The organism is Neisseria sp. P0014.S009 (assembly GCF_051958155.1).
GTDB lineage: Bacteria > Pseudomonadota > Gammaproteobacteria > Burkholderiales > Neisseriaceae > Neisseria > Neisseria flavescens_C.
Genome location: NZ_JBQCVS010000017.1, coordinates 668 through 26,849, shown reverse-complemented (window position 1 = coordinate 26,849; position 26,182 = coordinate 668). Strand labels below are relative to the sequence as shown.

25 protein-coding genes and 1 pseudogene are annotated in these 26,182 nt (G+C 46.9%); 13 read left to right on the top strand and 13 right to left on the bottom strand.

Annotated features, from left to right (window positions below):
- Nucleotides 1-255: 255 nt before the first annotated feature.
- From ACTHS4_RS10380 to ACTHS4_RS10345, 8 genes are all read right to left on the bottom strand, one after another.
- Nucleotides 256-1,113: a hypothetical protein gene (locus tag ACTHS4_RS10380; RefSeq protein WP_070826373.1), complete on the bottom strand. Its 858-nt coding sequence runs from the start codon at nt 1,111-1,113 to the stop codon at nt 256-258.
- A 286-nt stretch (nt 1,114-1,399) separates the two neighbouring features.
- The gene (locus ACTHS4_RS10375; RefSeq protein WP_070826374.1) at nt 1,400-2,269 is read right to left on the bottom strand and encodes a hypothetical protein; all 870 of its coding nucleotides are present in this window, start codon (nt 2,267-2,269) and stop codon (nt 1,400-1,402) included.
- 41 nt (nt 2,270-2,310) lie between these two features.
- A complete protein-coding gene (locus ACTHS4_RS10370) occupies nt 2,311-2,541 on the bottom strand; it encodes a hypothetical protein (RefSeq protein WP_070826375.1) in 231 nt (76 codons plus the stop codon).
- 19 nt (nt 2,542-2,560) lie between these two features.
- Nucleotides 2,561-3,406 (bottom strand): hypothetical protein, encoded by an 846-nt coding sequence (locus ACTHS4_RS10365; RefSeq protein ID WP_128582460.1) that lies wholly within the window; start codon nt 3,404-3,406, stop codon nt 2,561-2,563.
- 73 nt (nt 3,407-3,479) lie between these two features.
- Nucleotides 3,480-5,318: a glutamine--fructose-6-phosphate transaminase (isomerizing) gene (glmS, locus tag ACTHS4_RS10360; RefSeq protein ID WP_070826376.1), complete on the bottom strand. Its 1,839-nt coding sequence runs from the start codon at nt 5,316-5,318 to the stop codon at nt 3,480-3,482.
- Between the two features lie 161 nt (nt 5,319-5,479).
- Nucleotides 5,480-6,853, bottom strand: coding sequence for a bifunctional UDP-N-acetylglucosamine diphosphorylase/glucosamine-1-phosphate N-acetyltransferase GlmU (gene glmU / locus ACTHS4_RS10355; RefSeq protein WP_070826377.1), 1,374 nt, complete (start codon nt 6,851-6,853; stop codon nt 5,480-5,482).
- Nucleotides 6,854-6,951: 98 nt separating this feature from the next.
- A complete protein-coding gene (locus ACTHS4_RS10350) occupies nt 6,952-7,236 on the bottom strand; it encodes a membrane lipoprotein lipid attachment site-containing protein (protein WP_070826391.1) in 285 nt (94 codons plus the stop codon).
- Between the two features lie 61 nt (nt 7,237-7,297).
- Nucleotides 7,298-7,945, bottom strand: coding sequence for a pyrimidine 5'-nucleotidase (locus ACTHS4_RS10345; protein ID WP_049333140.1), 648 nt, complete (start codon nt 7,943-7,945; stop codon nt 7,298-7,300).
- Nucleotides 7,946-8,009: 64 nt separating this feature from the next.
- Between ACTHS4_RS10345 and ACTHS4_RS10340 the strand changes: the two genes are divergently transcribed.
- On the top strand, nt 8,010-9,011 hold the full coding sequence (locus ACTHS4_RS10340) for a thiamine ABC transporter substrate-binding protein (protein ID WP_371460455.1): 1,002 nt from the start codon (nt 8,010-8,012) through the stop codon (nt 9,009-9,011).
- 111 nt (nt 9,012-9,122) lie between these two features.
- Nucleotides 9,123-9,968 (top strand): mechanosensitive ion channel family protein, encoded by an 846-nt coding sequence (locus tag ACTHS4_RS10335; protein WP_070826379.1) that lies wholly within the window; start codon nt 9,123-9,125, stop codon nt 9,966-9,968.
- A gap of 157 nt (nt 9,969-10,125) precedes the next feature.
- Here ACTHS4_RS10335 and ACTHS4_RS10330 read toward each other — a convergent pair whose 3' ends face one another.
- Nucleotides 10,126-11,076 carry a D-2-hydroxyacid dehydrogenase gene (locus ACTHS4_RS10330; protein ID WP_070826380.1) on the bottom strand — a complete coding sequence of 317 codons (951 nt, stop codon included), beginning with the start codon at nt 11,074-11,076 and terminating at the stop codon, nt 10,126-10,128.
- Nucleotides 11,077-11,204: 128 nt separating this feature from the next.
- On the opposite strand from ACTHS4_RS10330, the gene ACTHS4_RS10325 reads away from it, so the two are divergent.
- The 5 genes and pseudogenes from ACTHS4_RS10325 to ACTHS4_RS10305 all read left to right on the top strand — a co-directional run.
- Nucleotides 11,205-11,423 (top strand): DUF2061 domain-containing protein, encoded by a 219-nt coding sequence (locus tag ACTHS4_RS10325; protein WP_070826381.1) that lies wholly within the window; start codon nt 11,205-11,207, stop codon nt 11,421-11,423.
- Between the two features lie 164 nt (nt 11,424-11,587).
- A complete protein-coding gene (gene dinG, locus ACTHS4_RS10320; protein ID WP_070826382.1) occupies nt 11,588-13,738 on the top strand; it encodes an ATP-dependent DNA helicase DinG in 2,151 nt (716 codons plus the stop codon).
- A 93-nt stretch (nt 13,739-13,831) separates the two neighbouring features.
- Nucleotides 13,832-14,098, top strand: coding sequence for an HNH endonuclease (locus tag ACTHS4_RS10315; RefSeq protein WP_440365904.1), 267 nt, complete (start codon nt 13,832-13,834; stop codon nt 14,096-14,098).
- A 15-nt stretch (nt 14,099-14,113) separates the two neighbouring features.
- Nucleotides 14,114-14,593, top strand: coding sequence for an SMI1/KNR4 family protein (locus ACTHS4_RS10310; protein ID WP_070826383.1), 480 nt, complete (start codon nt 14,114-14,116; stop codon nt 14,591-14,593).
- A 403-nt stretch (nt 14,594-14,996) separates the two neighbouring features.
- Nucleotides 14,997-15,269, top strand: a pseudogene (locus ACTHS4_RS10305) (hemagglutinin repeat-containing protein); the annotation flags it as partial.
- Here the strand turns inward: ACTHS4_RS10305 and ACTHS4_RS10300 are convergent.
- Nucleotides 15,168-15,623 (bottom strand): GNAT family N-acetyltransferase, encoded by a 456-nt coding sequence (locus ACTHS4_RS10300; RefSeq protein ID WP_440365898.1) that lies wholly within the window; start codon nt 15,621-15,623, stop codon nt 15,168-15,170. The pseudogene ACTHS4_RS10305 and the gene ACTHS4_RS10300 overlap by 102 nt on opposite strands.
- A gap of 167 nt (nt 15,624-15,790) precedes the next feature.
- Here ACTHS4_RS10300 and ACTHS4_RS10295 point away from each other — a divergent pair, with 167 nt between their 5' ends.
- Complete coding sequence (locus ACTHS4_RS10295) at nt 15,791-16,057, top strand: DUF3079 domain-containing protein (protein ID WP_003686685.1); 267 nt, start codon at nt 15,791-15,793, stop codon at nt 16,055-16,057.
- 84 nt (nt 16,058-16,141) lie between these two features.
- On the opposite strand, the gene ACTHS4_RS10290 is transcribed toward ACTHS4_RS10295, so the two are convergent.
- Nucleotides 16,142-16,624: a dihydrofolate reductase gene (locus ACTHS4_RS10290; RefSeq protein WP_107868155.1), complete on the bottom strand. Its 483-nt coding sequence runs from the start codon at nt 16,622-16,624 to the stop codon at nt 16,142-16,144.
- A 197-nt stretch (nt 16,625-16,821) separates the two neighbouring features.
- Between ACTHS4_RS10290 and ACTHS4_RS10285 the strand changes: the two genes are divergently transcribed.
- The gene (locus ACTHS4_RS10285; protein WP_440365903.1) at nt 16,822-17,619 is read left to right on the top strand and encodes a factor H-binding protein; all 798 of its coding nucleotides are present in this window, start codon (nt 16,822-16,824) and stop codon (nt 17,617-17,619) included.
- An 89-nt stretch (nt 17,620-17,708) separates the two neighbouring features.
- Here the strand turns inward: ACTHS4_RS10285 and asd are convergent, their stop codons facing one another.
- Entirely contained in the window at nt 17,709-18,824 is a 1,116-nt protein-coding gene (gene asd, locus ACTHS4_RS10280) for an aspartate-semialdehyde dehydrogenase (RefSeq protein ID WP_049344926.1), read from the bottom strand.
- 240 nt (nt 18,825-19,064) lie between these two features.
- Between asd and ACTHS4_RS10275 the strand changes: the two genes are divergently transcribed.
- The 4 genes from ACTHS4_RS10275 to mltA all read left to right on the top strand — a co-directional run bounded on the left by ACTHS4_RS10275 (nt 19,065) and on the right by mltA (nt 23,310).
- Entirely contained in the window at nt 19,065-19,637 is a 573-nt protein-coding gene (locus ACTHS4_RS10275) for an RDD family protein (protein ID WP_070587859.1), read from the top strand.
- 237 nt (nt 19,638-19,874) lie between these two features.
- On the top strand, nt 19,875-19,961 hold the full coding sequence (locus ACTHS4_RS10270; protein ID WP_011058339.1) for a tetracycline resistance determinant leader peptide: 87 nt from the start codon (nt 19,875-19,877) through the stop codon (nt 19,959-19,961).
- Between the two features lie 15 nt (nt 19,962-19,976).
- Nucleotides 19,977-21,896 (top strand): tetracycline resistance ribosomal protection protein Tet(M), encoded by a 1,920-nt coding sequence (gene tet(M), locus ACTHS4_RS10265; protein ID WP_063856397.1) that lies wholly within the window; start codon nt 19,977-19,979, stop codon nt 21,894-21,896.
- A gap of 91 nt (nt 21,897-21,987) precedes the next feature.
- The gene (gene mltA / locus ACTHS4_RS10260) at nt 21,988-23,310 is read left to right on the top strand and encodes a murein transglycosylase A (protein ID WP_070606572.1); all 1,323 of its coding nucleotides are present in this window, start codon (nt 21,988-21,990) and stop codon (nt 23,308-23,310) included.
- A gap of 161 nt (nt 23,311-23,471) precedes the next feature.
- Here the strand turns inward: mltA and ACTHS4_RS10255 are convergent.
- Nucleotides 23,472-26,182: GA-like domain-containing protein (locus tag ACTHS4_RS10255; RefSeq protein WP_440365897.1), on the bottom strand; the 2,711-nt coding region annotated here is incomplete at its 5' end.

Sequence of the window (26,182 nt, the reverse complement as noted above, 5' to 3'; positions counted from 1 at the left end):
CTAAAACTTTTCAGACGACCTCTTTGCTTGTAAGAGGTTCCAATATAGCATATTGGTTTGCACCATTTTTCATATAGTTAGTTGCATCTATTTTGATAGGATTACGATTTGTAGAAGTTACTAATGAAGCCATATTTTCTTTCTCTGGAAGCATTGCAATATTCCATAAATAATGAGATAAAATTCCATCTATGGTTACTTCTGATACTCTTAATGATTTTCGCTGTCTTACATAACATTCCTATTGGATATAGGTTAATAAATATAATGAGGCTGCCACAATACATCGCCACAATTATTCATGAATAACATATCTGAAAAGTCAATCTGATAAGTTTTTTCTTTATTTTCACCCCATTGGTGAAATCCTGGACTAACCTCTGAATAACTAAAATAAAAATTACCAACCCCGTAATTTTCGATATCGATATTCTTTGGTATCTCACTCTCTGGAAACGTTGCCGCTCCCTCTAAATAAGTAATCAACGTATTATTTTTTATTATCGGGGCAGCTTCTTTGATACTTAAAACTTTACAGCAGTCAGATCCATAAATGCTTGCTCCTCCCTGATTATATCCTCTGATAATCAATGAAAAACCTTTTACATTATATTGTTCCAAATATTTTTTTAAATCATCCTGTTGTTTAATTTCATATTTTAAATACTTTGCCAGCAATGCCCCATCCGTCGGGTCTTTCTCCGCCAAAAACATCCTGTCCCATTGCTCATTGGTGTAATCTTGCGGGACAAACCAAACACTACAGGCTTTTTCGTGACGTACGCAGTCTGCTCCCGTAGAATAATCCCGTCCGCCCTGATTGGTGGTCATGTTGGCCTTATAGGCTTCTGTTTCTCCCAATAACCTGCCTGCAAAGCTGACCATTGCTTTCCTGTGTAATTCTGCGGGCGTGTAAAACTTCCTGTCCCGCCAGCAATAGCCCGCCCTGAGTTTTTCCCTGTATTCTTGTTCTGAAACCCCGTCAGGCTTGGGGTCTTTGGCAATCAATTCTTTCCAGTATTGATATTTGTCGGGCGCGGTATATTCATATATACCGAAGCCTGCTGCCGCCAATGCAGCGATTGCCAACAGGTATTTGTAGGTTTTATTCATTTGCTTGCCTTTAATTAATAACCAAGGTTGTCTAAAACTTTTCAGACGACCTCTTTGCTTGCAAGAAGTTCCAATACAGCATATTGGTTTACACCATTTTGCATATAATCAGTTGCATCTATTTTGATAGGGTTACGATTTGTGGAAGTTACTAATGAAGCCATATTTTCTTTCTTTGGAAGCATTGCAGTATTTCATAAATAATGAGATAAAACTCTATCTATGGTTACTTCTAATACCCTTAATGATTTTTGCTTATTCTTCATCAACTTACTCCTTAGTTAGATTAAATCTCATATACAATAGAAGATAACCATAATATATCACCACAGTTATTCATCATCAGTATAGTTGGAAATTTTGATTGATAAGTTTTTTTCTCATCTTTTCCCCAATCAGTTTGATTCATTGGAACAACATCTCTAAAATCAAAATAGAAATTTCCAATGCCATAATCCTGAATATTAACTCCTTTTGGAATATTATTTTCAGGGAAAACAGAAGATAGTTCAAAATAACCACTCCACTCCTTACCCCCTATGACTGGAGCTGCCATCTTTTTATCTAACACTCGACAACAATCAGAACCGTAAACAGACGCACCTTCCTTACCCATCCACCTATCAATCAAAGAAAACTTCTTATTTCCATGTTCTGATAAATATCTTTCCAAATCTTTAGTCTGCTTGATCTCTTTGTCTAAATATTGCTCAAGAAATTTAAAGTCAGCCGGTCTTTCTTCTGCTAAAAATTGTTTATCCCATTGATCATTAGAATATCCCTTTGTAGAAAACCAGATGCTACAGGCTTTTTCTGCCTGATATGCTCTGCACTGCCCTCCTGTAAAACTGATTTCTCCCTGAAGTGTAGTCGAATCTGTCCGAAAGGCTTCAGCCTCCCCCAACAACCTACCTGCAAAACTGACCATTGCTTTCCTGTGTAATTCCTCAGATGTGTAAAATTTCCTATCCCGCCAGCAGTAACCTGCCCTGAGTTTTTCCCTGTATTCCTGTTCCGAAACCCCATCAGGCTTGGGGTCTTTGGCAATCAGTTCTTTCCAGTATTGGTATTTATCGGGCGCAGTATATTCATATATACCGAAGCCTGCTGCCGCCAAAGCAGCGATTGCCAGTAGGTATTTGTAGACTTTATTCATTTGTTTGCCTTTAATTAATAATCAAGGTCGTCTGAAACTTTTCAGACGACCTCTTTGTTTGTAAGAAGTTCCAATACAGCATATTGGTTTGCACCATTTTGCATATAGTCGGTTGCGTCAATTTTTACTGGTGTACGATTAGCTGATGTTATAGATATTCCCACATCTTCTCGTTTAGGTGGTGTAGGACTATTCCATAAGTATCGTGATAAAACGTTATCAATAGTTACCTCGGAAACCGATAGAGATTTTTGAATGCTTAAATTTGGCATTTCCTACATCCTTTTATAATCAATACAAAGATAAATGATAATATGGTTTCCACAGAACATCACCACAATTGTTCATTAAGAGAAGTTCTGAATAATCTGCCTGATGAGAAACTTTTCCCTCCTTATTTGAATAGGACAAGCTTGGAATTACTTCCCTAGAATTGAAATAAAAATTTCCTATTCCATAATTTTCGATCTCAATACTGCTTGGGATATATTTCTCAGGAAAAACTTCTGCAAAAGTAATTAAATGTCTGTTTTTAATTATAGGTTCTACGTCCTTTCTACTTAAAACCTTACAACAGTCCGAACCATAAACTGATTCTCCCCCTTCTGCACCTGTGGCCACCAAGGTAAATCCCTTATTACCGTATTGTATAAAATACTTCTCTAAATCAATAGATTGTTTAATTTGTTTTTTAGGGTATTCCTCTAATAAAACATAATCTGTGGATTTTTTTGCCGATAAAAATAAGTTATCCCACTGCCTGTTAGTATAATTTTTCGGAATAAGCCAAACACTGCAAGAGTTTACGTTTTTTTGGCAATCAACATAAGAATTTCCTGCTAAAGTAGTAATAGAACTATTCTGTAGAATAATTGCTACTCCTAGCATTATTTCTGTGAAGCTGACCATTGCTTTCCTGTGTAATTCCTCAGGGGTGTAAAACTTCCTATCCCGCCAGCAATAGCCCGCCTTGAGTTTTTCCCTGTATTCCTGTTCCGAAACTCTGTCAGGCTTCGGGTCTTTGGCAATCAGTTCTTTCCAGTATTGATATTTGTCGGGCGCGGTATATTGATATATACCGAAGCCTGCTGCCGCCAAAGCAGCGATTGCCAGTAGGTATTTGTAGATTTTATTCATTATGCTTGCCTTCAATTAATAATTAAGGTCGTCTGAAACTTTTCAGACGACCTTTTATCGTTCAAGCTAGGCTTTATTCAACCGTTACCGATTTAGCCAAGTTACGCGGTTTGTCCACGTCTGTACCGCGTGCAAGGGCTGCGTGGTAAGACAGGAGTTGCACGGGGATGGTGTGCACAATCGGCGAGAGTACGCCGACATGGCGTGGGGCGCGGATAACGTGCACGCCTTCGGTGGCGTTAAAGTTGCTGTCGAGGTCGGCGAAGACGAAGAGTTCGCCGCCGCGTGCGCCGACTTCCTGCATATTGGCTTTCACTTTGTCCAACAGGCTGTCGTTCGGGGCAATCACGACAACAGGCATATTTTCGTCCACCAAGGCCAACGGGCCGTGTTTCAACTCACCCGCAGGATAAGCTTCGGCGTGGATATAGGTAATCTCTTTCAGCTTCAATGCGCCTTCGAGGGCGATTGGGAAGTGGATGCCGCGGCCGAGGAAGAGTGCGCTGGATTTCTTGGCAAATTTTTGCGCCCAAGCGGCGATTTGCGGCTCAAGGTTGAGAACGTGCTGAATGCTGCCCGGCAGTTGGCGCAATTCTTCAACGTATTCACGCGCCTGTTCATCGGAAACCAGGCCGCGCTGTTTACCCAGGGTAACGGCCAGGCCGAACAGGACAACCAGTTGGGTCGTGAACGCTTTGGTAGAGGCAACGCCGATTTCTGCACCGGCGCGTGTGTACAGTACCAACTCGCTTTCACGCGGCAGGGCGGATTCCATCACGTTACAGATAGACAGACTGTGTTTGTGTCCCAAGGATTGCGCGTATTTCAGGGCTTCCATGGTGTCCAAAGTTTCGCCGGATTGGGAAATGGTGATGACCAGTTGTTTCGGATCGGCAATCACGTCGCGGTAGCGGTATTCGCTGGCGATTTCCACGTCGGTCGGCACTTTGGCGATGGATTCGAGCCAGTATTTGGCGGTCAGCGCGGCATAGTAGGACGTACCGCAGGCAAGGATTTTGATGCTGTGGATATCGTCGAACACGTCGCGGGCGTTGGCACCGAAATTTTCAGGTTCGAAACCGCCGTCCAAGAAGACTTCGGCAGTATCGGCGATGGCACGGGGTTGCTCGTGGATTTCTTTTTGCATGAAGTGGCTGTATGGACCCAACTCCAAAGAAGCCAAAGACAACTCGGATACTTTAACCGCGCGTTCGGTTTGCGCACCAGTTTTATCGAGCAATTTTTCGATACCGTTTGCGTTCAGCAGGGCGATGTCGCCGTCTTCCAAGTAAGCGATGCGGCGGGTAAAGGCGATCACGGCGGATACATCGGAAGCGATGAAGGTTTCTTGGTCGCCCAAGGCCACCAACAGCGGGCAGCCCATGCGCGCAACAACCATTTCTTCAGGGTTGTCTTGTGCGATAACGGCAATGGCGTATGCGCCATGGAAACGGGCAGTCGCAGCTTGGACGGCTTCAAACAGTTTCCCGCCGTTTTGTGTGTATTCGTGGTTGACGCTGTGGGCGATGACTTCAGTATCGGTTTGCGATTCGAAGGTGTAACCCAACGCTTTCAGGCGTTCGCGTTCGGCTTCAAAGTTTTCGATGATGCCGTTGTGGACAACCGCGATCATGCCGCCGGAAATATGAGGGTGGGCATTAGGCTCGGTTACACCGCCGTGGGTTGCCCAACGGGTGTGGCCGATGCCGATATGGCCGAACACGCCTTTTTCGCGTGCTGCATCTTCCATCAGCTGAACACGGCCGACACGGCGGACGCGTTTGATTTTGCCGTCCATGTTTACGGCAATACCCGACGAATCATAGCCTCGGTATTCAAGGCGTTTGAGACCGTCGGTCAGAAAATCGACTACATTGTGATTGGCGCGAATAGCACCTACGATACCGCACATATAAGTTCCTTAGTATCAAAAGTTTGAGAAAATGACTGCTGCTCCGGCTCCCGAAAGCGGCAGTCGGAAAACGCCGTTTTATATTCATTAAAACGGCAAATCTAGGTTTCAGACAGCCTGTTGTTTCTCAAGGCCGTCTGAAAGTAAATAAAAGACCGGCCTTACTTCTTATCGCCTTTTTCCGGACGCACCCAGCCTTCGATCACGGTTTGGCGGGCGCGGGCGAGGGTGAGTTTGTTGTCTTCGACGTTGCGGGTAATCGTGCTGCCTGCGCCGGTTGTCACTTTGTTGCCGAGGGTGACGGGGGCGACTAAGACGCAGTTGGAGCCGATGCGGACTTCGTCGCCGATGACGGTTTTGTATTTGTTCACGCCGTCGTAGTTGGCAATGATTGTGCCTGCGCCGAAGTTGGTTTTGCTGCCGACTTCGGCGTCGCCGATGTAGGTGAGGTGGTTGGCTTTGGTGCCGTTGCCGATGGTGGCGTTTTTGACTTCGACGAAGTTGCCGATGTGTACGTCGTCGGCCAGTTTGGCTTGCGGACGCAAACGGGCGTATGGGCCGATTTGGTTGTTTTCGCCGACTTCGCAACCTTCAAAATGGGAGAATGGGGCGATTTTGGTGTTGGCACCGATTTTGGCGTTTTTGATCACGCAGTTGGCACCGATTTCGACGTTGTCGCCGAGTTCGACTTCGCCTTCGATGACGACGTTGACGTCAATCACGACATCTTGTCCGTGTTTCAGACGGCCTCGTAAATCGAAACGTGCCGGATCGCGCAGGGTTACGCCTGCTTTGAGCAATTCTTGCGCCTGTTCGGTTTGGAAAATACGCTCGAGTTCGGCCAGTTGGAGTTTGTTGTTCACACCGGCAGCCAGATGGGAGGAGCGGACTTGGACGGGATGAACTTTGATGCCGTCGGCAACGGCTTTGGCGATGAGGTCGGTCAGGTAGTATTCGCCTTGGGCATTGTTGCTGGAAAGGCTGTTCAACCAAGCTTCGAGTTTGGCGTTGGGCAAAACCAAAATGCCGGTATTGATTTCTTTCACGGCTTTTTGGGCGGCATCGGCGTCTTTTTCTTCGACAATGGCGGTTACGCTGCCGTTGCTGTCGCGGATGATGCGGCCCAAACCTGTCGGGTCGTTGGGCACGTCGGTCAACAAGCCAACTTCGTCGCCTGCGGCTTCGAGCAGGGTTTCGAGGGTGGCTGCATCAATCAGGGGAACGTCGCCGTACAACACCAGCGTGCGGCCTTCGGCAGACAGGTGCGGCAGGGCGGTTTTGACGGCGTGGCCGGTACCGAGCTGTTCGGTTTGTTCAACCCAAACGACATCGCGTTTGACGGTGTCCAAGACTTGCTCTTTGCCGTGGCCGATGACGACGCAGATGTTTTGGGGATTCAGGGAGGCAGCGGTGTCGATAACGCGCTCAACCATGGGAAGGCCGCCGATGCGGTGCAGCACTTTGGGCATTTTGGAGTACATGCGCGTGCCTTTGCCGGCGGCGAGGATGACGATATTTAAAGCTGTCTGAGCCATGATACGGTTTCCGTTGTCGTTGTTTGAGGCCATCTGAAAAGTGTGGCAACAAGTGTTGATTGTTTTTCACTCCGTTTCAGACGGCCTTGGGGATATTGTTATTCGGTTGCTGGCTGTTGGTTGGCAAATTGCGGTTTTTGCCAGTGCTGGCCGCGTTCGCCGTGTTCAGCATGATCCGCTTGATTGGATTGGACGGCGCGGCGCTCAGGGCGGAACTGGTTGTAATTCATGTTTTTAGAATAAGTACCGTCCTGATAAACGATAGGTGTGCCAGTAGCATATTTTTGGCGTACGGCGGTACGGCCGGATTCGTTGGTGTAGGTTTCCCAAGAGCAACCGGCCAAAACGGCGGTGGCGGTCAGAATTAAAGCGAGTTTACGCATGATGTTGTCCTTGTTTTTAAATGTCGGCAATACCGTGTATTGTACTTGTTTTTTCAAAACTTCACGGCAGTTTTGTGCAAAATTCAAGCAAACCCTGCATATCTTTCGCTATGCCGTCGGCAAATGGCAGCGGATGGGCTTTTTCGCCGTACCAAACGGTCTTCATGCCCAAGGCTTTGGCTTGGTGCAGATTGTCGGCGCTGTCGTCCACCATAATGCACTGTTCGGGTTTGACGCCCAACAGGCGGCAGACGTTGAGATAGGCTTGCGGATTGGGTTTGTAGAGCAGGCCGAAGTCGTCCGTGCCGAACAAGCCGTCAAAATGCGCTTCCAAGCCCAAGGCTTCAACCAATGCGCGGACATAAAACGAAGGCCCGTTGGAAAATACGGCTTTTCGCCCTTTCAGACGGCCTAAAACGTCATCAGTTCCATCCATACCCTCCACCTTTGCCAAAATTTGCTTAAGGGGGTGACTTTCACGCAAAAATTCATCGATATCGACTTCGGGATGGTGGATTTGCAAACCGGCAAGCGTCGCGCCGTATCGGTGCCAATAATCTTGGCGCAGATGGGAGGCGGCTTCTTCGGAAAGTTTCAGACGGCCTGCCATGTATTCGGTCATGGCGCGGTTGATGATGTAGAAAATGCCGGCTTCGGCATTGTGCAAAGTATTGTCGAGGTCAAACAGCCAAACGGGAGAATGATTCATATCGTGCCTTGATATGCAGATTTTGTTATGATATTTCGTATTTTACCCGCACAAAGGAAAGAGAATGAAACTGAAATTGTCCGCCTTGGCCCTGTTGCTGGCTTCAGCAAACCTGTACGCCCAAACCGAAGTGCGTTTGGCTGTGCACAAATCCTTCAGCCTGCCCCAAACCGTCATCGCACAATTTGAAAAAGCCAACGATGCCAAAGTGTCCGTCATCAAGGCAGGCAGCGGCAACGAAATGCTCAACAAGCTGATTTTGAGCAAGGCCAACCCGATTGCCGATGCGGTTTACGGTTTGGACAACGCCAACATTGGTAAAGCCAAAGCCGCCGGCATCCTCGCCGCCAACCAACCCAAATCCGCGCCCGTAACCGCTTCCCTGCCCGATGCGCTGGCTGTCGATTACGCCTATGTCGCCATCAACTACGACAAAAAATGGTTTGAACAGAAAAAACTGCCCCTGCCGCAAACCCTGCAAGACCTGACCAAACCGGAATATAAAAACCTTCTGGTAACCCCGTCTCCCGCCACATCCTCGCCCGGCCTCTCCTTCCTCTTGGCCAACATCGGCGGCATGGGTGAAGAAGGCGCGTTCAAATGGTGGGCGCAAATGCGCCAAAACGGCGTGAAAGTTGCCAAAGGCTGGAGCGAAGCCTACTACACCGATTTCACCCAAAACGGCGGCGCCTATCCCCTCGTGGTCAGCTATGCCACCAGCCCGGCGGCCGAAGTCCACTACTCCAAAGGCAAATACAGCACCCCGCCCACCGGCAACCTCTTCCTCAAAGGCGGCACATTCCGCCAAGTTGAAGGCGCGGCCGTTTTAAAAGGTGCGAAACAACCCGAGCTGGCGGCCAAACTGGTGAGCTGGCTGCAAAGCGGCGACGTGCAAAAAGCCCTGCCTGCCGAAATGTGGGTCTATCCGGCTGCCAAAAACACGCCGCTGCCCAAAGTATTCGAGTTTGCCCAAACCCCGAAACACAGCGATTCCCCCAACCGCGCCGACATCAACACCAAACAAAAACAATGGGTGAGCCGTTGGAGCAAAACTGTTTTACGTTAAACCGAAAAACTTAAAAACACATCAAGGCCGTCTGAAAAACCAAATCATTAGGTTTTCAGACGGCCTTGTTTTACAATAACCTTTTAAACAACTTCACACGCACACACAATTATGAATTTCGATCTTCAAGTCCTCTCTTCGTTCTCCGGCTGGGAACAACTCGCCCAAACCGGCATGTCTTTCGGCACAAACCTGCTGGCCGCCTTAGCCATCTTCTTTATCGGCCGCTGGGTCGCCACGCGCGTGGTGACACTGATGAAAGCCGCGCTGACTCGCGCCAAAGTCGATAAAACGCTGGTCAGCTTCCTCGGCAACGTTGCCAACATCGGCCTGCTGATCCTCGTCATCATCGCCGCACTGGGCAAACTCGGCATCCCGACCACTTCCGTGACCGCCTTGATCGGTGGCGCAGGCTTGGCCGTGGCTTTATCTTTGAAAGACCAACTGTCCAACTTCGCTGCCGGCGCGCTGATTATCCTGTTCCGCCCGTTTAAAGTCGGCGACTTTATCCGCGTCAACGGTTTTGAAGGCATCGTCCGCGAAATCAAAATGGTGCAGACCTCTTTAAGCACACCGGACAACGAAGAAGTCGTCCTGCCCAACAGCGTGGTCATGACCAACAGCATCACCAACCGCTCCTCCCTGCCCCTGTGCCGCGCCCAAGTCGTTGTCGGCGTCGACTACGCCTGCGACTTGAAAGCCGCCAAAGCCGCCGTATTGAGATCGGCAACCGAGCATCCATTGTGTGTTCAAACCGAAGAACGACCTGCCGTCGTATACATTACCAACCTTGGCGACAGTGCCATCGAAATTACCCTTTGGGCGTGGACGCAAGAAGAAAATCTCGGCCCGTTCCGATTCGCCCTGAACGAGCAAGTGGTTGAAAACCTGCGCGAAGCCAACATCAACATCCCGTTCCCGCAACGCGATGTCCACCTCATCCAGCCGAAAGCCTGATTTTAGCTTTTATAGGGTTATCCACAATAAAGAAAGAAACGATTTAGCCTATTTGATAGATAACTCTATGAAATAAATAAAGATTAATAAAGGCCGTCTGAATATTTCAGACGGCCTTTAAAATTGTTCACAACCTTATCAACAGGTTTTCCATAGATTAAACCAGATTTTGCGGATTGCCGGCCACAAAGCGGTTGATGTTGTCCAAAAGGATGTCAAACAGACGGTTGGCGGCTTCTTGGCTTGCCCATGCAATGTGTGGCGTGACGATGAGGTTGGGCAGTCGGGCTTTCAGCAGAGGATTGCCGTCGCGCGGCGGCTCTTGTGTCAACACGTCAAAACCTGCCCCGCCGATTTGTCCGTATTTCAACGCCGCAACCAAAGCGGCTTCATCAACCAAACCGCCGCGCCCGCAGTTGATGAGGATAGCGCCGGGTTTCATTTGCTGCAATTCGGCTTCGCCTATCATGTTGGCCGTTTGCGGCGTGAGCGGGCAATTAAGCGACACGACATCGGCGGAGCGGATGGCTTCGTCAAAGGAAACATAGCCGTCGCGGACGCTTTGGGCATTTTTATGTTCGGCGAACACGACATTCATTTTGAAAGCCTGAGCATAAGTTGCCAGCGTTTTCCCGATATTGCCGCGACCGAAAATCGCCAGCGTTTTACCGTTCAAATCGCGCATCGGTGCGCCGAGGTGGCAGAAAAACGGTGAGTTTTCCCACAAGCCTGCCGCAACGTCACGCTGATAGGCAGGCAGGTTGCGCATCAGGGTAATCATCATCATAAACGCGTGTTCCGCCACGGATTCATTGCCGTAAGCGCGGATATTGCACACGGCCGTGCCGTTTTGTTTGGCAGCCTCAACGTCCACATTGTTGACGCCTGTCGCGGTAACGGCAACCAGCTTGAGTTGTGGATTTTCGGCAAATGCTTGGGCGGAAATCACGACTTTGTTGGTAATCACAATGTCCGCGCCGCGGATGCGCTCCAGTGTTTCGTGCGCTTCGGTTGTGCCGTAGCTGCTCAATGTATGTGGAAAATCAAAGTCAAACGGACGGGTGACAAGGGTGTCGCGGTCGAGGACGACAATATGGAGCGGATTCATAAAATTCCTATCAAAAATAAAATATCTATTTATAAAATCTAAATCAGGATAAAGGATTTAAAATATACGCGTTAGTTGATAATAATTATTATGTAGCAATTAAAACATCAATGTAGCAGGAAAACAAAATGATTAAAACCATTACATTTGCTATTTTGCATTTCAGCGTCGCATTTAGTGTCGCCTATATTCTGACCGGCAGTATCGGCGTTTCCAGCGCGGTCGCTTTGGTCGAACCCATCGTCAATACCGTCGTCTTTTATTTTCATGAAAAAGCGTGGAACCGCTACGAGAAAAATAAATCCGAAAAGCAAAAATTGTGGGTGCCTCTGCATCAGTGCGGCTAAAGTTTCAGACGGCCTTTTGCTTGATTAAAACCGATTATGCCTTTGCGGTTCGTCCAGCGCCATCAAAATGCCAAACCCTAAAATAGAGTAAGACTTTACGAAGGCTTCATGAAGGTAAAAATGCTAAAATACGCTATTCTTGCAAACCCATTCAGACGGCCTCAATGCTCACCGATTTAGAAAAAAACGCCATCCGCGACCATTACCAAAACATCGGCAAAAACCTGCCCGGTTTCCGTCCGCGCGCTTCGCAGCGGGAAATGATTGCGGCGATTGCCAACGCTTTTTCGCGGACGTTGACGCGTGAAGAAGGCGAAGAAGCGCCCAAACGCGAGGGTGAGAGCATTGCCGTGATCGAAGGGCCGACCGGCGTGGGTAAATCGTTGGCCTATCTTTTGGCCGGCGGCATCATGGCGCAAACGCGTGGCAAACGGCTGATCGTCAGCAGCGCTACGGTGGCTTTGCAGGAGCAGTTGGTTGACCGCGATTTGCCGTTTCTGGTGGAAAAAAGCGGTTTGGAGCTGACCTTTGCGCTTGCCAAAGGGCGCGGCCGTTATCTTTGCCCCTACAAACTCTATCAACTGACGCAAAACAACGCCCAGCAAAACCTGCTTGGTTTTGAAGCGCCGGAAGTATTGTGGGACAGCAAACCCAAGCCGGAAGAATTGAACCTGCTGCGCGACATTGCCGATGAATTTTCCGCCCGCCGCTTTGATGGCGACCGTGACACTTGGCCGGAAAAAATCGATGACACGATTTGGCTCAAAGTGACCAACGACCGCCACGGCTGCCTGAAATCCGCCTGTCCCAACCGTCCGGAATGCCCGTTTTACCTGGCACGCGATGTCTTGGAAACCGTCGATGTCGTCGTTGCCAACCATGACCTTCTGCTTGCCGACATCAGCATGGGCGGCGGCGTGATTCTGCCTGCGCCTGAAAACAGTTTCTATTGCATAGACGAAGCGCACCACCTACCCAAAAAAGCCCTCAGCCGTTTTGCCGCCGAACATTCATGGAATATTGCCGTTTGGACGCTGGAAAAACTGCCGCAGCTGACCGGCAAAATTGCCGCGCTTACCGATAAAGCCGAACTTGCCAACCTTGCCGACGAAGCTGCAACATCCTTGCTCGACAGCCTGCATGAATGGCAGTTTCATTTGGCGGAAGAGCCGTCTTTAAGTCTGGGGTCGTCTGAAAACGACAGGCGGAAACACAACGAACCGACTTGGCTGTGGGAAGACGGCAAAATCCCCGAAGGCCTGGAAACGACGGTTTCCAATACGGCCATTGCTGCGCGCAGCCTGCTCAAACACGTTATCGGCCTGAACGATGCGCTTTCCGCCGCACGCCGCGAAAAAGAACAGGACGGCGCGCTCATCGACCGCCTGACCAGCGAGTTCGGCCTTTTTATTGCTCGTATCGAACAAATCAGCGCGGTTTGGGATTTACTCTCTACCGTTCCCATTGAGGGCGAAGAGCCGTTGGCGAAATGGATAACCCGCCGTGCCGACGACAAAAACGACTACATTTTCAACGCCAGCCCCATCAGCAGCGCATCCCACCTTGCCAACAGCCTGTGGCGGCGCGCGGCAGGCGCGGTGTTGACTTCGGCCACCCTGCAATCGCTCGGCAGCTTCAACCTGATTTTGCGCCAAACCGGTCTGCTGTGGCTGCCCGAAACCACTACGCTTGCTTTGGAAAGCCCGTTTAATTTCGATACGCAAGGCGAGCTGTATATTCCGCCCGTACATGCGAGCCCGAAAGATCCTGATGCGCACACGGCCGCCATTGTCGAATGGTTGCCGAAGCTGGTTTCGCCGGTTGAAGCCATCGGTACGCTGGTGTTGTTTTCCTCGCGCAAGCAAATGCAGGATGTCGCCTTACGACTGCCTGACGAATACTTGCCGCTTCTGCTTGTGCAGGGCGAGTTGCCCAAGGCCGTTCTTTTACAAAGACACCATCAAGCCATTGCCGAAGGCAAAGCCAGCATTATTTTCGGCCTCGACAGTTTTGCCGAAGGCCTCGACCTGCCCGGCACGGCCTGCGTGCAAGTCATTATTGCCAAGCTGCCGTTTGCCATGCCGGATAATCCCATCGAGAAAACCCAAAACCGTTGGATTGAACAACGCGGCGGCAATCCTTTTATCGAAATCACCGTTCCCGAAGCCAGCATCAAATTAATCCAAGCCGTCGGCCGCCTTATCCGTACCGAACAGGATTACGGCCGCGTGACCATCCTCGACAACCGCGTCAAAACGCAACGCTATGGCCAACAATTATTGGCTTGTCTACCGCCGTTTAAGCGGATAGGGTAGTTGTGGATTGTTCAAAAGGTAAAGGGCCGTCTGAAACCAAATGTTCAGACGGCCTTTTATTCTTTTCAAACTATAAATCCAATTTCATGACGGATACGGTTTCCCCATTGTGCAAGTCTGCGTGATTTCTTTCCAGCTGAACTTTTCATACACGGCCTGCACATCCGGCGTGGGGTAATTCCTAAATCAAATTTTACTAGCACACAGTTAGAAGATATTATGGCTGGAAAACGGACTATTAATGGATATATTTGGCATCATAATGCACAAAGTGCACCAAATAACATGCAGCTAGTACCATTGGAAATACATGATGCAGTTAGACATACTGGTCAAAATGCATTAAAAAAAGGACGTTAATCAAGGAAATAAATAATGAAAAAATTAAATATCTGGAGAGATGAAGGAAAAGTTTCTGCTTCAATCATTGAAAAATTTGCAGAAAATTTAGGTGTAACATTCCCTAGATCGTATATAGATTTGATAAGTGAACATGATTATTTATATCCCGAAGAAGATTGTTTTATTTTTATTGATAATAATAAGAATACAGATGACAGAAATATTTTATTTTTAGGATATAAAAAAGATGCCTCCTGTCATGAAAATATCTATACCTATTCATGCATTGATAATGAATATGGCTATGGAAACCAAGTTGTTGCATTTGGAATAAGTGCAAATGGCGATTATATTTGTTTTGATTACCGTAAAAATTCAAGTAATCCATCCATCGTACTTATGTATCATGATGAATTTTACGAAGATGAACTAGGTAATACCAAGATGATTACAGTTCCCATCGCACCTGATTTTGATAGTTTTATAGATAAACTTTATCAAGATGTAGATTAACTGGCACTACTAACCAGCATAGCCTGTGTAACCAACCAAAAAAGTGAAATGGTAGGATGTGCATTCATGCACACGCGGTTTTGGTTTCGCTGAACTCCGTTTCAGGCTGCCTTAAAACCACTTACCTTCCTTTTTACTTTGAACTAATCGTAACTCTAAACTATGCCCACTCCCCCCTAAACATTCTCTCACCCAAGCTCTATCCCAGTGAGCCATATAACGAAAGCGAAGCACCCGGTGCTATCACTTGGTTGTGGTATCAATCCCATGCACCGCCAAGTGCCTATTGCCTGTGTAAAAAAAGAAAATCAACTCACCGAAAAAACCAAGCAAGAAGAATTAAGCACATGACAAAAAACCGCGTATATCCTTGCCCAAGCGGTATTTAGAAGCAGCGGTTGCAGCAGCAGAAGTCAGCATTTCCATAACCTACGGCGAACAGCAAAACCGACAAACCACCCAAGTTCAAGTAAATCAAGCCCAAGCCAGCCAAATTCAAGCAGGCGGTAAAACTACCCTTATTGCCGGAGGTGCAGGCGAACAATCCAATATCAACATCACAGGATCGGATGTTTCAGGTAAAGCAGGAACCGGCCTGATTGCCGATAACGACATCACACTCCAATCCGCCGAACAAAGCAGCAGCGAACGCAGCAACAACAAAAGCAGCGGCTGGATAGAGAAACAGATGCGGCAAACCCAGTTCGCGTGCTTTATCCAGACAAAACGAAACCAGTTGCCTGCCTACGCCCAAACCACGAAATTGCGGCAAAACGAATACATCGCCGAGCCAATATTCGTATTCGGGAAAACACGCCATATCAAACTGCTTCAATGCCGCCGAACCCATCAGCCGCCCTTCTTTATCCACAGTCGCAAACGCCAGCGGCAAATCATCCCCATCGAGGCACTGCGCATAGTACGCACGGATTTTATCCAGAGACGACCATGGCGCAAAATCGTGCCATTCCTCAAACAGTGCGAGGGCTAAAGGCTCAACAAATTCAGGCTTCAGACGGCATATGTTCATATTGGCTCCTCTTGTTGTACCGCATAGGGATAGTTTTTACAGTATAGGCCGTCTGAAAGGTTAACACATCTTAAAAAATCAGCGTAAAACACGATAAACCCGCCGCCAGCCCCATTCAAATCACTTATAATTCTGCCCGTACCGCACACAAACAAAAGAAGAACATCATGGCCAAGAAATTTCCCATTTTTCCGAAAAATCCCGAGCGTATCTGCTGGGGTTGCGACAAATACTGCAAAGAAGACGATTTGCAATGCGGCAACGGTTGCGAGCGCATCCAACATCCTATCGAGTTGGACGGCCGCGACTGGTATAAAAAAGGCGACTGGAGCAATTTGTTGAGCGAAGAGCAGCAAATCGAACTTGGACTAAAAGAAGCGCCCAAACCGGCCAAACCGCATATCAAGCTGCCTTTGAAAAACAAAACGGCTTAAACGGAATACCGTAAACAAACGAGATAAAAAAAGGCCGTCTGAAACCTGAAAAACAGGGTTTCAGACGGCCTTTGCGTTGTCGGATTATGCCTTCACATAATGCACAAACGCGTATTCTATGCCTTTGGCGGAAACATGGTTTTCCCGAGAGGCTTCTTTCCATGTTTCTGTGGAAAACTCAGGAAAAAACGCATCGCCGTCCACATCCAAACCGACTTCGGTCAAACGCAAATCCGTGGCAATCGGCAGGGCTTGTGCATAAATTTGCGCGCCGCCCATGATGATGACTTCTTCAACCCCCTGACACAAAGCCAGCGCATCTTCCAAAGAAGCCGCTGTTTGCGCGCCTTCGGCCTGATAATCTTGGCGGGTGATGACGATATTTTGACGGCCGGGCAGCGGCTTGCGCGGCAGCGACTCCCATGTTTTGCGGCCCATAATGACGGGTTTGCCGATGGTGTAGGATTTGAAAAAGGCAAAATCCTCGGGCAAATGCCAAGGCATGGTGTTGTTGATGCCGATACAGCGGCGGGCGGCGTAGGCGGCGATAAGGGTGATTTTCGGCATGATGAAGTCCGTTTGCAAAATAAAATGATTATAGCGGAAGGGAGGCGGGATAGACTGAATGTCCGATATTCTAAAAATGTTTCAATATTTATAAAATTAATATTCAAAATACTTAATTTTGACAAAAATCATTTATTGTTCATTTTTTTAGGTATATGATAAATATCATACCAAATAAAAAAGGAAAGGAAAAAATGATGAGAACCCTCCGTATTTCTGCTTTGACTGCTTCCCTGTCTTTGATGTTGGCTGCCTGCGGCGGCGCAACAAGCGGCTTGTCGAATGCCGTGACCGAGCCGCTCAATCCGCATCCGAAAGGCGTGTTGTCCGTTGAATTGAACGAATCCGTCCCTGAAAACGGTACGTTGGAGCTGACGGCCAACGGTAAAACGCAAACCCTGCAAAAAGGCGGCAAACTCGATACCGGCTTTTTGAAAACCGATAAAGTATCTTCTTACGACTACGCCCAAAAAATTAAGGTAAACGGCCAAGTCATTACTTTGGAAACGGGCGACTTCCAAGTGTATAAACAAAATTATTCCACTGTTGCTGCGCGTTACACCAAACAAAAAGCCGATGACGCAGGCAAGCTGCAAAACCTTGATACATACACATTCACCGTCGGCGAAGTCCAAGGCGATGAAACAGCGTATCGCAATTTACCCAAACAAGGCAGCTATCAGTATTCGGGGATCGCGTTTAACGGCGACGACCGCAGCGGCCGTCTGAAATACACCGTTGATTTCGATAAAAAACAAGGTTACGGCAAAATTAGCAGCATGGCTTCCCACAATAATGTCGACCTGCTTGCCGCAGGTATTGCCAATAACAATGGCAAAGCCGCCATCAGCGGTAAAACCAGTTTGAACGGTATCGAAAACGGCCGTTATGATTTGAAACTCTTCGGCTCGCAGGCTGAAGAAATTGCCGGTAAGGCGCAAATCAAAGTTGGCGACTCTACCAAAGAAATCGGTTTGGCCGGTAAGAAAGAATAGGAAATAAGGCCGTCTGAACATTTCAGACGGCCTTATTGTGACAAAAAAAGCAACGGCCCAAACCGTTGCTTTTTTCATGCCAACCTAAATTACAGGCTGCCCAAGATAATGCGCAATACGCGGCGCAACGGTTCGGCAGCGCCCCACAAGAGTTGGTCGCCGACAGTGAACGCGCTGATGTATTCGCCGCCCATCTCCAGTTTGCGGATACGGCCAACAGGAACAGACAGCGTGCCGGTAACTTTGGCAGGAGTCAGCTCGTGGATGCTGGCTTCTTTTTCGTTGGGGATGACTTTCACCCAGTCGTTCGCGCCTGCCAAAATCGCTTCGATTTCAGAAACAGGCAGGTCTTTTTTCAGCTTCAGGGTAATGGCTTGGCTGTGGCAGCGCATAGAACCGATGCGCACGCACAAGCCGTCGATTACGGTCGGATTGTCGCTGCGGCCGAGGATTTTGTTGGTTTCCACGCCGCCCTTCCATTCTTCTTTGGACTGGCCATTACCCAAATCCACGTCAATCCAAGGAATCAGGCTGCCGGCGAGCGGTACGCCGAAGTTGGCTTTCGGATAGTCTTCGCTGCGCAGGAAATCGGACACTTTGCGGTCGATGTCGAGGATCGCGCTGGAAGGGTCGGCAAGCTCGTCTGCCACTTGGGCGTGAATCGCGCCCATGCCGCTGATGAGTTCGCGCATGTTTTTCGCACCCGCGCCGGAAGCGGCTTGGTAGGTCATGCTGGTTGCCCATTCGACCAAATCGTTTTGGAACAGGCCGCCCAAAGCCATCAGCATCAGGGAAACGGTGCAGTTGCCGCCGATGTAGTTTTTCACGCCGTTTTTGAGGCCGTTGTCGATGACGTTGCGGTTGACCGGGTCGAGGACGATAATCGCGTCGTCTTTCATGCGCAGGGAAGAAGCCGCGTCAACCCAGTATCCGTTCCAGCCGCTGTCGCGCAGGGGTTGGAACACGGATTTGGTGTAATCGCCGCCCTGACAGGTAACGATGATGTCCATTTTTGCCAATTTGGCAACATCGTTGGCATCCAACAATGTTTTGGCCGCCTGACCGAAATCAGGGGCAGCACCGCCGACGTTGGAAGTGGTAAAGAAAAACGCTTCGGGAATATGGGCGAAGTCGTTTTCTTCTTTCATACGCTGCATCAAAACAGAGCCGACCATACCGCGCCAGCCGACAAAACCTACTTTCATGTGTTACTCCTTACAAAGAAAATCCGGATAAGTTTATAGTGCATTAACAAAAATCGGAACGGCATCGCCTGCCGCTTTGTTCAGATTTTTGTTAACCCACTATAAAAAAGGGGAAAACAAACGTTTTAACGCCGTCTGCGGAAAATGTAAAGGTTTTTATCGAAAATTTTTAGAATGATAGGAAAATAGGTTAAGATGGCAATGAAATTGCATTTCATTAATGGTACAGAGGAAGATTAAATGAGCAAAATCAATTTGTCGGATTTGCCCCAAACAGAAATAGTAGATGTCCATATTGCTTCGCCGGGGGCGAGGGTTGCGGCATATTTGTTGAATAATCTGTTTACTTTTTTGATATGGTTGCCATTCATTGTGATGGTAGTTTTCACTTTAGATGAAAGCAAAGAATTAGTTTCGGAGTCTTCTCTTTCTAATACCCCTGAATATTTTGCCATAACATTTTTTATTTCTTTGGCTGTTTATTTGGTTTTCGGTATCTTCCAACTGTATTACATGAGCCGGGACGGTCAGTCTTTAGGTAAAAAAATTATGGGCATCCGCGTGTTAAAAAGTGACGGGAATAATCCAGGTTTTGAAGGAACAGTTTTAATCCGCGAAGTTGTTTGGGCGCTTGCTGTTGGTGTTGTGGTAACTATTGTATCGTTGGCAATAAGTGACACGGGTGGAAACCTGATTTCTCTGCTTATAGCCTTCATCAACTTCATCATGCTCTTTTCCGTCAAACGCGACCGCCGCACGCTCTACGATATGCTGGCCGATACGGTTGTCGTCAAATTGCCGCCGCGCCGATAAATCGCTTTTTTTGATAAAAAATTGGAGATTCCTTTACAAATATGCTCTTACGTGCTATTATTTAAGTGACTATTTAAAAGGAGTTAATAAATATGCGGCAAGGTATTCTTAAATAAACTGTCAATTTGATAGCGGGAACAAATAATTAGATGTCCTTTTTTAGGAGGGCTTAGTTTTTTGTACCCAGTTTAAGAATACCTTTATCATGTGATTCTAAAGTATCCAGAGAATATCTGTATGCTTTGTATACCTATGGTTATGCATAAAAATCCCAGTGATAAAAGTATTTATCACTGGGATTTTTATGCCCTTTTGGGTTTTTGAATGGAGGAAAATCACATGAAAATTATTAATATTGGAGTTTTAGCTCATGTTGATGCAGGAAAAACTACCTTAACAGAAAGCTTATTATATAACAGTGGAGCGATTACAGAATTAGGAAGCGTGGACAAAGGTACAACGAGGACGGATAATACGCTTTTAGAACGTCAGAGAGGAATTACAATTCAGACAGGAATAACCTCTTTTCAGTGGGAAAATACGAAGGTGAACATCATAGACACGCCAGGACATATGGATTTCTTAGCAGAAGTATATCGTTCATTATCAGTTTTAGATGGGGCAATTCTACTGATTTCTGCAAAAGATGGCGTACAAGCACAAACTCGTATATTATTTCATGCACTTAGGAAAATGGGGATTCCCACAATCTTTTTTATCAATAAGATTGACCAAAATGGAATTGATTTATCAACGGTTTATCAGGATATTAAAGAGAAACTTTCTGCCGAAATTGTAATCAAACAGAAGGTAGAACTGCATCCTAATATGCGTGTAATGAACTTTACCGAATCTGAACAATGGGATATGGTAATAGAAGGAAATGATTACCTTTTGGAGAAATATACGTCTGGGAAATTATTGGAAGCATTAGAACTCGAACAAGAGGAAAGCATAAGATTTCATAATTGTTCCCTGTTCCCTGTTTATCACGGAAGTGCAAAAAACAATATAGGGATTGATAACCTTATAGAAGTGATTACGAATAAATTTTATTCATCAACACATCGAGGTCAGTCTGAACTTTGCGGAAAAGTTTTCAAAATTGAGTATTCGGAAAAAAGACAGCGTCTTGCATATATACGTCTTTATAGTGGCGTACTGCATTTGCGAGATTCGGTTAGAATATCGGAAAAGGAAAAAATAAAAATTACAGAAATGTATACTTCAATAAATGGTGAATTATGTAAAATCGATAAGGCTTATTCCGGGGAAATTGTTATTTTGCAGAATGAGTTTTTGAAGTTAAATAGTGTTCTTGGAGATACAAAGCTATTGCCACAGAGAGAGAGAATTGAAAATCCCCTCCCTCTGCTGCAAACGACTGTTGAACCGAGCAAACCTCAACAAAGGGAAATGTTACTTGATGCACTTTTAGAAATCTCCGACAGTGACCCGCTTCTGCGATATTATGTGGATTCTGCGACACATGAAATCATACTTTCTTTCTTAGGGAAAGTACAAATGGAAGTGATTAGTGCACTGTTGCAAGAAAAGTATCATGTGGAGATAGAACTAAAAGAGCCTACAGTCATTTATATGGAGAGACCGTTAAAAAATGCAGAATATACCATTCACATCGAAGTGCCGCCAAATCCTTTCTGGGCTTCCATTGGTTTATCTGTATCACCGCTTCCGTTGGGAAGTGGAATGCAGTATGAGAGCTCGGTTTCTCTTGGATACTTAAATCAATCATTTCAAAATGCAGTTATGGAAGGGATACGCTATGGTTGCGAACAAGGATTATATGGTTGGAATGTGACGGATTGTAAAATCTGTTTTAAGTATGGCTTATACTATAGCCCTGTTAGTACCCCAGCAGATTTTCGGATGCTTGCTCCTATTGTATTGGAACAAGTCTTAAAAAAAGCTGGAACAGAATTGTTAGAGCCATATCTTAGTTTTAAAATTTATGCGCCACAGGAATATCTTTCACGAGCATACAACGATGCTCCTAAATATTGTGCGAACATCGTAGACACTCAATTGAAAAATAATGAGGTCATTCTTAGTGGAGAAATCCCTGCTCGGTGTATTCAAGAATATCGTAGTGATTTAACTTTCTTTACAAATGGACGTAGTGTTTGTTTAACAGAGTTAAAAGGGTACCATGTTACTACCGGTGAACCTGTTTGCCAGCCCCGTCGTCCAAATAGTCGGATAGATAAAGTACGATATATGTTCAATAAAATAACTTAGTGTATTTTATGTTTATGTAAAATCAGCACTTTCCAACATAGGCCGTCTGAAAAATCGCTTTCAGACGGCCTTTCGACACGCTATTGATTTCATGAAAAAACATTTGTACCGCATTACGCTCGTCAGCATTGCCGCGGCCATTCTTGCCGCCTGTCCGAGCAAAAGCATTAAAAACCTCCCCGAAACCGACACCAGCGTTATCAAAGGCCCTGACCGCCCCACCGGTACGCCCGATCCCGTCGGTACGACAGTGAGCGGGGGAGGAGCAAACTACACCGTAGTTTCCTACAACGAATTGCCGCACTGGGACCTCCAACACTTTACCAAAAGCCTGCAATCTTTCCGTTTAGGCTGTGAAAAACTTAAAAACCGCCAAGGCTGGCAGGACGTTTGTATCCAGGCCATGCAAACACCGGTGCACCATTTCCAAGCCAAGCACTTTTTCGAGCGCTATTTCACCGCATGGCGCGTCGATAACGGCGGCAATCCTGCCGGCACCATTACCGGTTATTACGAACCGGTCCTGCGCGGCGACGACAAATCCACGAGCCAATCCCGTTTCCCTATTTACGGCATTCCGAACGATTTTGTTTCCGTTCCGCTGGCTGCAAACTTGAGGGGCAGCAAAGCCACCGTCCGCATCCGCCAAACCGGCCCAAACAGCGGCGTCATCGACAACAGCGGCGCATACACGGCCGACTTGTCCAGATTCCCGATTACAGCACGCAGCACCGCGCTGAAAGGCCGTTTTGAAGGCAGCCGTTTCGTTCCTTACTACACCCGCAGCCAAATCAACGGCGGCGCGCTTAACGGCAAAGCGCCGATTTTGGGTTACGCAGATGATCCGGTCGAACTTTTCTTTATGCACATTCAAGGTTCAGGCCGTCTGAAAACGCCGTCCGGCAAATACATCCGTGTCGGATTTGCCGATAAAAACGAACATCCGTATGTTTCCATCGGCCGCTATATGGCGGACAAAGGCTATCTGCCGCTGGGTCAGACCAGCATGCAGGGCATCAAGGCCTATATGAAGCAAAACCCCGGCCGCCTTGCCGAAGTTTTGGGACAAAATCCAAGCTACGTCTTCTTCCGCGAGCTGACCGGCAGCGGCGATTCCGGCCCGGTGGGCGCATTGGGTACGCCGTTGATGGGCGAATACGCCGGTGCCATCGACCGTCACTACATCACGCTTGGCACACCATTATTTGTCGCCACTGCCCATCCGATCACCAAAAAAGCCCTCAACCGCCTGATTATGGCGCAAGACACCGGCAGCGCGATTAAAGGCGCGGTCCGTGTGGATTATTTCTGGGGCTATGGTGACGAAGCAGGCGAAGTGGCCGGTAAAATGAAAACCACCGGCTATGTATGGCAGCTCCTGCCCAACGGCATGAAACCGGAATACCGTCCATAAAAAGTGGTTTAAAAAAGGCCGTCTGAAACCAAGATTCAGATTTCAGACGGCCTGAGACCTTTGCCTTTTTCTTTACCCAATTTCAATTCATTCTCAATCAAAGCTAAAATAAAAAAAAAGCCCTCCTATCACTAGGAGGGCTTTTATGCTTAGTTTATAAATTAACCAACAAATTCAACATGAACATCCGTCTCAACCAAGAGTTGAACACCGTTTGTGCTTGTTGATGTGTAAATGTCATAAGTTTCTCCGTTTACAATGGTTGTGGTTGAAGTTTTATTCCAGTTACCAACATCTTTGATTGTAACAGTATCACCACCCTCACCGCTAATCATTAATTGGTGTTTAGCATCGGAAGTATAAGATTTCAAACCAGGGTTCATATCTAATACATCTTTAGCTTCCAACACTAATTTAGTTGCGACACCGTTTGTTAAATCAATGTGGTCGATATTAGCAATACGAGACATACCTACAGCAGTCTTCATAAAGCCCGTACCTACATTGTCGATTTTAGTTAAATCAACTTCGGTTACATCACTGTCAAAGGCTAGCGTATTATGGCCATTACCACCATCAATGCGAGCAAGGCGTCCTTTACCTTCATTGATTACTGAACCATCAGCATTAACAGTTTGGAATCCTTTGCTTAAATAGTTCAAGTTATCAGCATTTAATACGATGCGGTCATCACCTGAACCAGCGTAGATGATATCCGCACCACCTTCACCATAGATGGTGTCATCACCATTACTTCCAGCAATAAAGTTACTGTGTGCGTTACCTCTTACCTCTCCAGAACCTTGTACTGTTGGTTCAGCACCTAAGCTTGAACCACCAAGGAACAATTTACCAGAACTATTGTATGAGTTAACGTAAATATCACCCAAACCATCACCGTTTACATCAACCATACCGACTGAAGATGAGCCATCCGCTTGACTGTGTGGTACAAAAATACCTTGTTTACCTAAAGATGATGGATTTACGGCTTCTGAATTCGTTTTCCCGAATACAATATAAGAATCAGTAGTCATCTGATTATAAGCTCTTGTCGCAGTACCTCTTCCATTGTTACCAAATGTCGTAATTAATACATCACTTAAGCCATCACCATTCACATCACCAAGCCCTACAGCATTACTGTATATAACTGTTTGATATGCAGAATTACTTGAAGCAATTGCAAAACCACCATTAGCACCAGAAATTGAACCGCTTCCTTTTGTTGCTGAAAGTGAAATTGGAGCTTTATTTTCACCACCAAATAATACGTAAGAATTACCGTATTTTCCGTCAACAACAACTACATCAGCATAGCCATCACCATTCACATCACCAGCCGCATTTGCAGAAGTTACAGCATGGTTAAAGCTAATTTTATTGGATTCACTCAGACCATTTTTACTACCTAAATAGATTCCTGTAGTTGTCACAACATCATTATAGCCATCACCATTGAAGTCACCCACGCCAGCAGCATATTGTTGAGCTCCCCAAGATGCACTATTGTCGCCACTATTATAACCAAATGACAAGTTTCCACTCTTAGTATAGCTACCATTGGTGCTGCCGTAGTAAACATTAGATGAGGTCGCCCCCATTAAGATCATATCAACGATACCATCGCCATTTACATCGCCAGCTGCAGCAGCAACACCGTTACCGATACCGGCTGCATTCACCAACCCAATTGGACTACCAGTATAGAGGCGAGTTGCACCACCATTTTCTGCAGCAGTACCAAACAATACATCGTTATAGCCGTCACCATTGACATCACCCACACCAGCTTGGTGCCATACAGGACTACCGATATAATTGTTGCCAGCCAACTTCAAGGTCGTACCACCTAGGATCGTATCAGCTTTACCAGCATTCCAAGATCCCATACCAATATCGTCATAGCCATCACCATTGATATCACCAACGGTCGTTGCACTCCAATATTCTCTTTGGTTTCCTACTGAAGTTGGAGGTGTTGTTACACCTTCTACATCAATTACGATAGAAGATTGTGCATCTTCTTTTGCTGTAATTTCAGTGCTAGATGCATAAATATTGTGTTCACGGTTAGTTACCCAAGTCGGCGTATAACTCCAGCTACCTGAAGAATCCGCTGTTGTTGAACCCAATTTCACGAACACACCATCTAAGTTGATCTCATAGAGATGAACTGTGCTAGATGGAAGCGTTGTTTTACCATTAATAGTTGGCGTATTGTCATCAGTTTTTGTATTGGTTCCAAATGTACCTGTTTGGCTGCCGTAATCATCAGTATAGTTAACGATAGTTACTTTAGCTTCAGTCACTACTGGAACATTTACTTCATTTACATTATCTACGCGAGATTGTAATGAAGCAGGTGTATTTCCTTCCACATCTTTTGCTGTTGCAGGAAGTGCTTTCACTGCTGCATCTGCTGCTGCTTTGGTTTCAGCCACTTTAGCATTTAACTTAGTTAAGTTATCTGCTTCTTTTTGGCTGATGATGCCGTCTGCGTTCGCATCCGCCAACGCGTCTTCCGCGGCTTTTTCTGCCGCTTCCGCTGCTTTCACTTTCGCCAATGCATCGGCTACCGCTTGCTCGTCGCTGTCTTTGATGCCGTTGTTGTCTGCATCGGTGACGGACGGTACGGTCACTTCGTTCACATCGTCTGTACGGGTTTGCAAGGATGCTTTGGTGTTGCCTTCCGCATCTTTCGCACCTTCCGGCAATGCTTTCACTGCCGCATCCGCCGCCGCTTTGGTTTCAGCGACTTTGGCGTTCAGTGCTGTCAGTTTGTCCGCTTCTGCTTGGCTGATGATGCCGTCTGCGTTCGCATCCGCCAACGCGTCTTCCGCGGCTTTTTCTGCCGCTTCCGCTGCTTTCA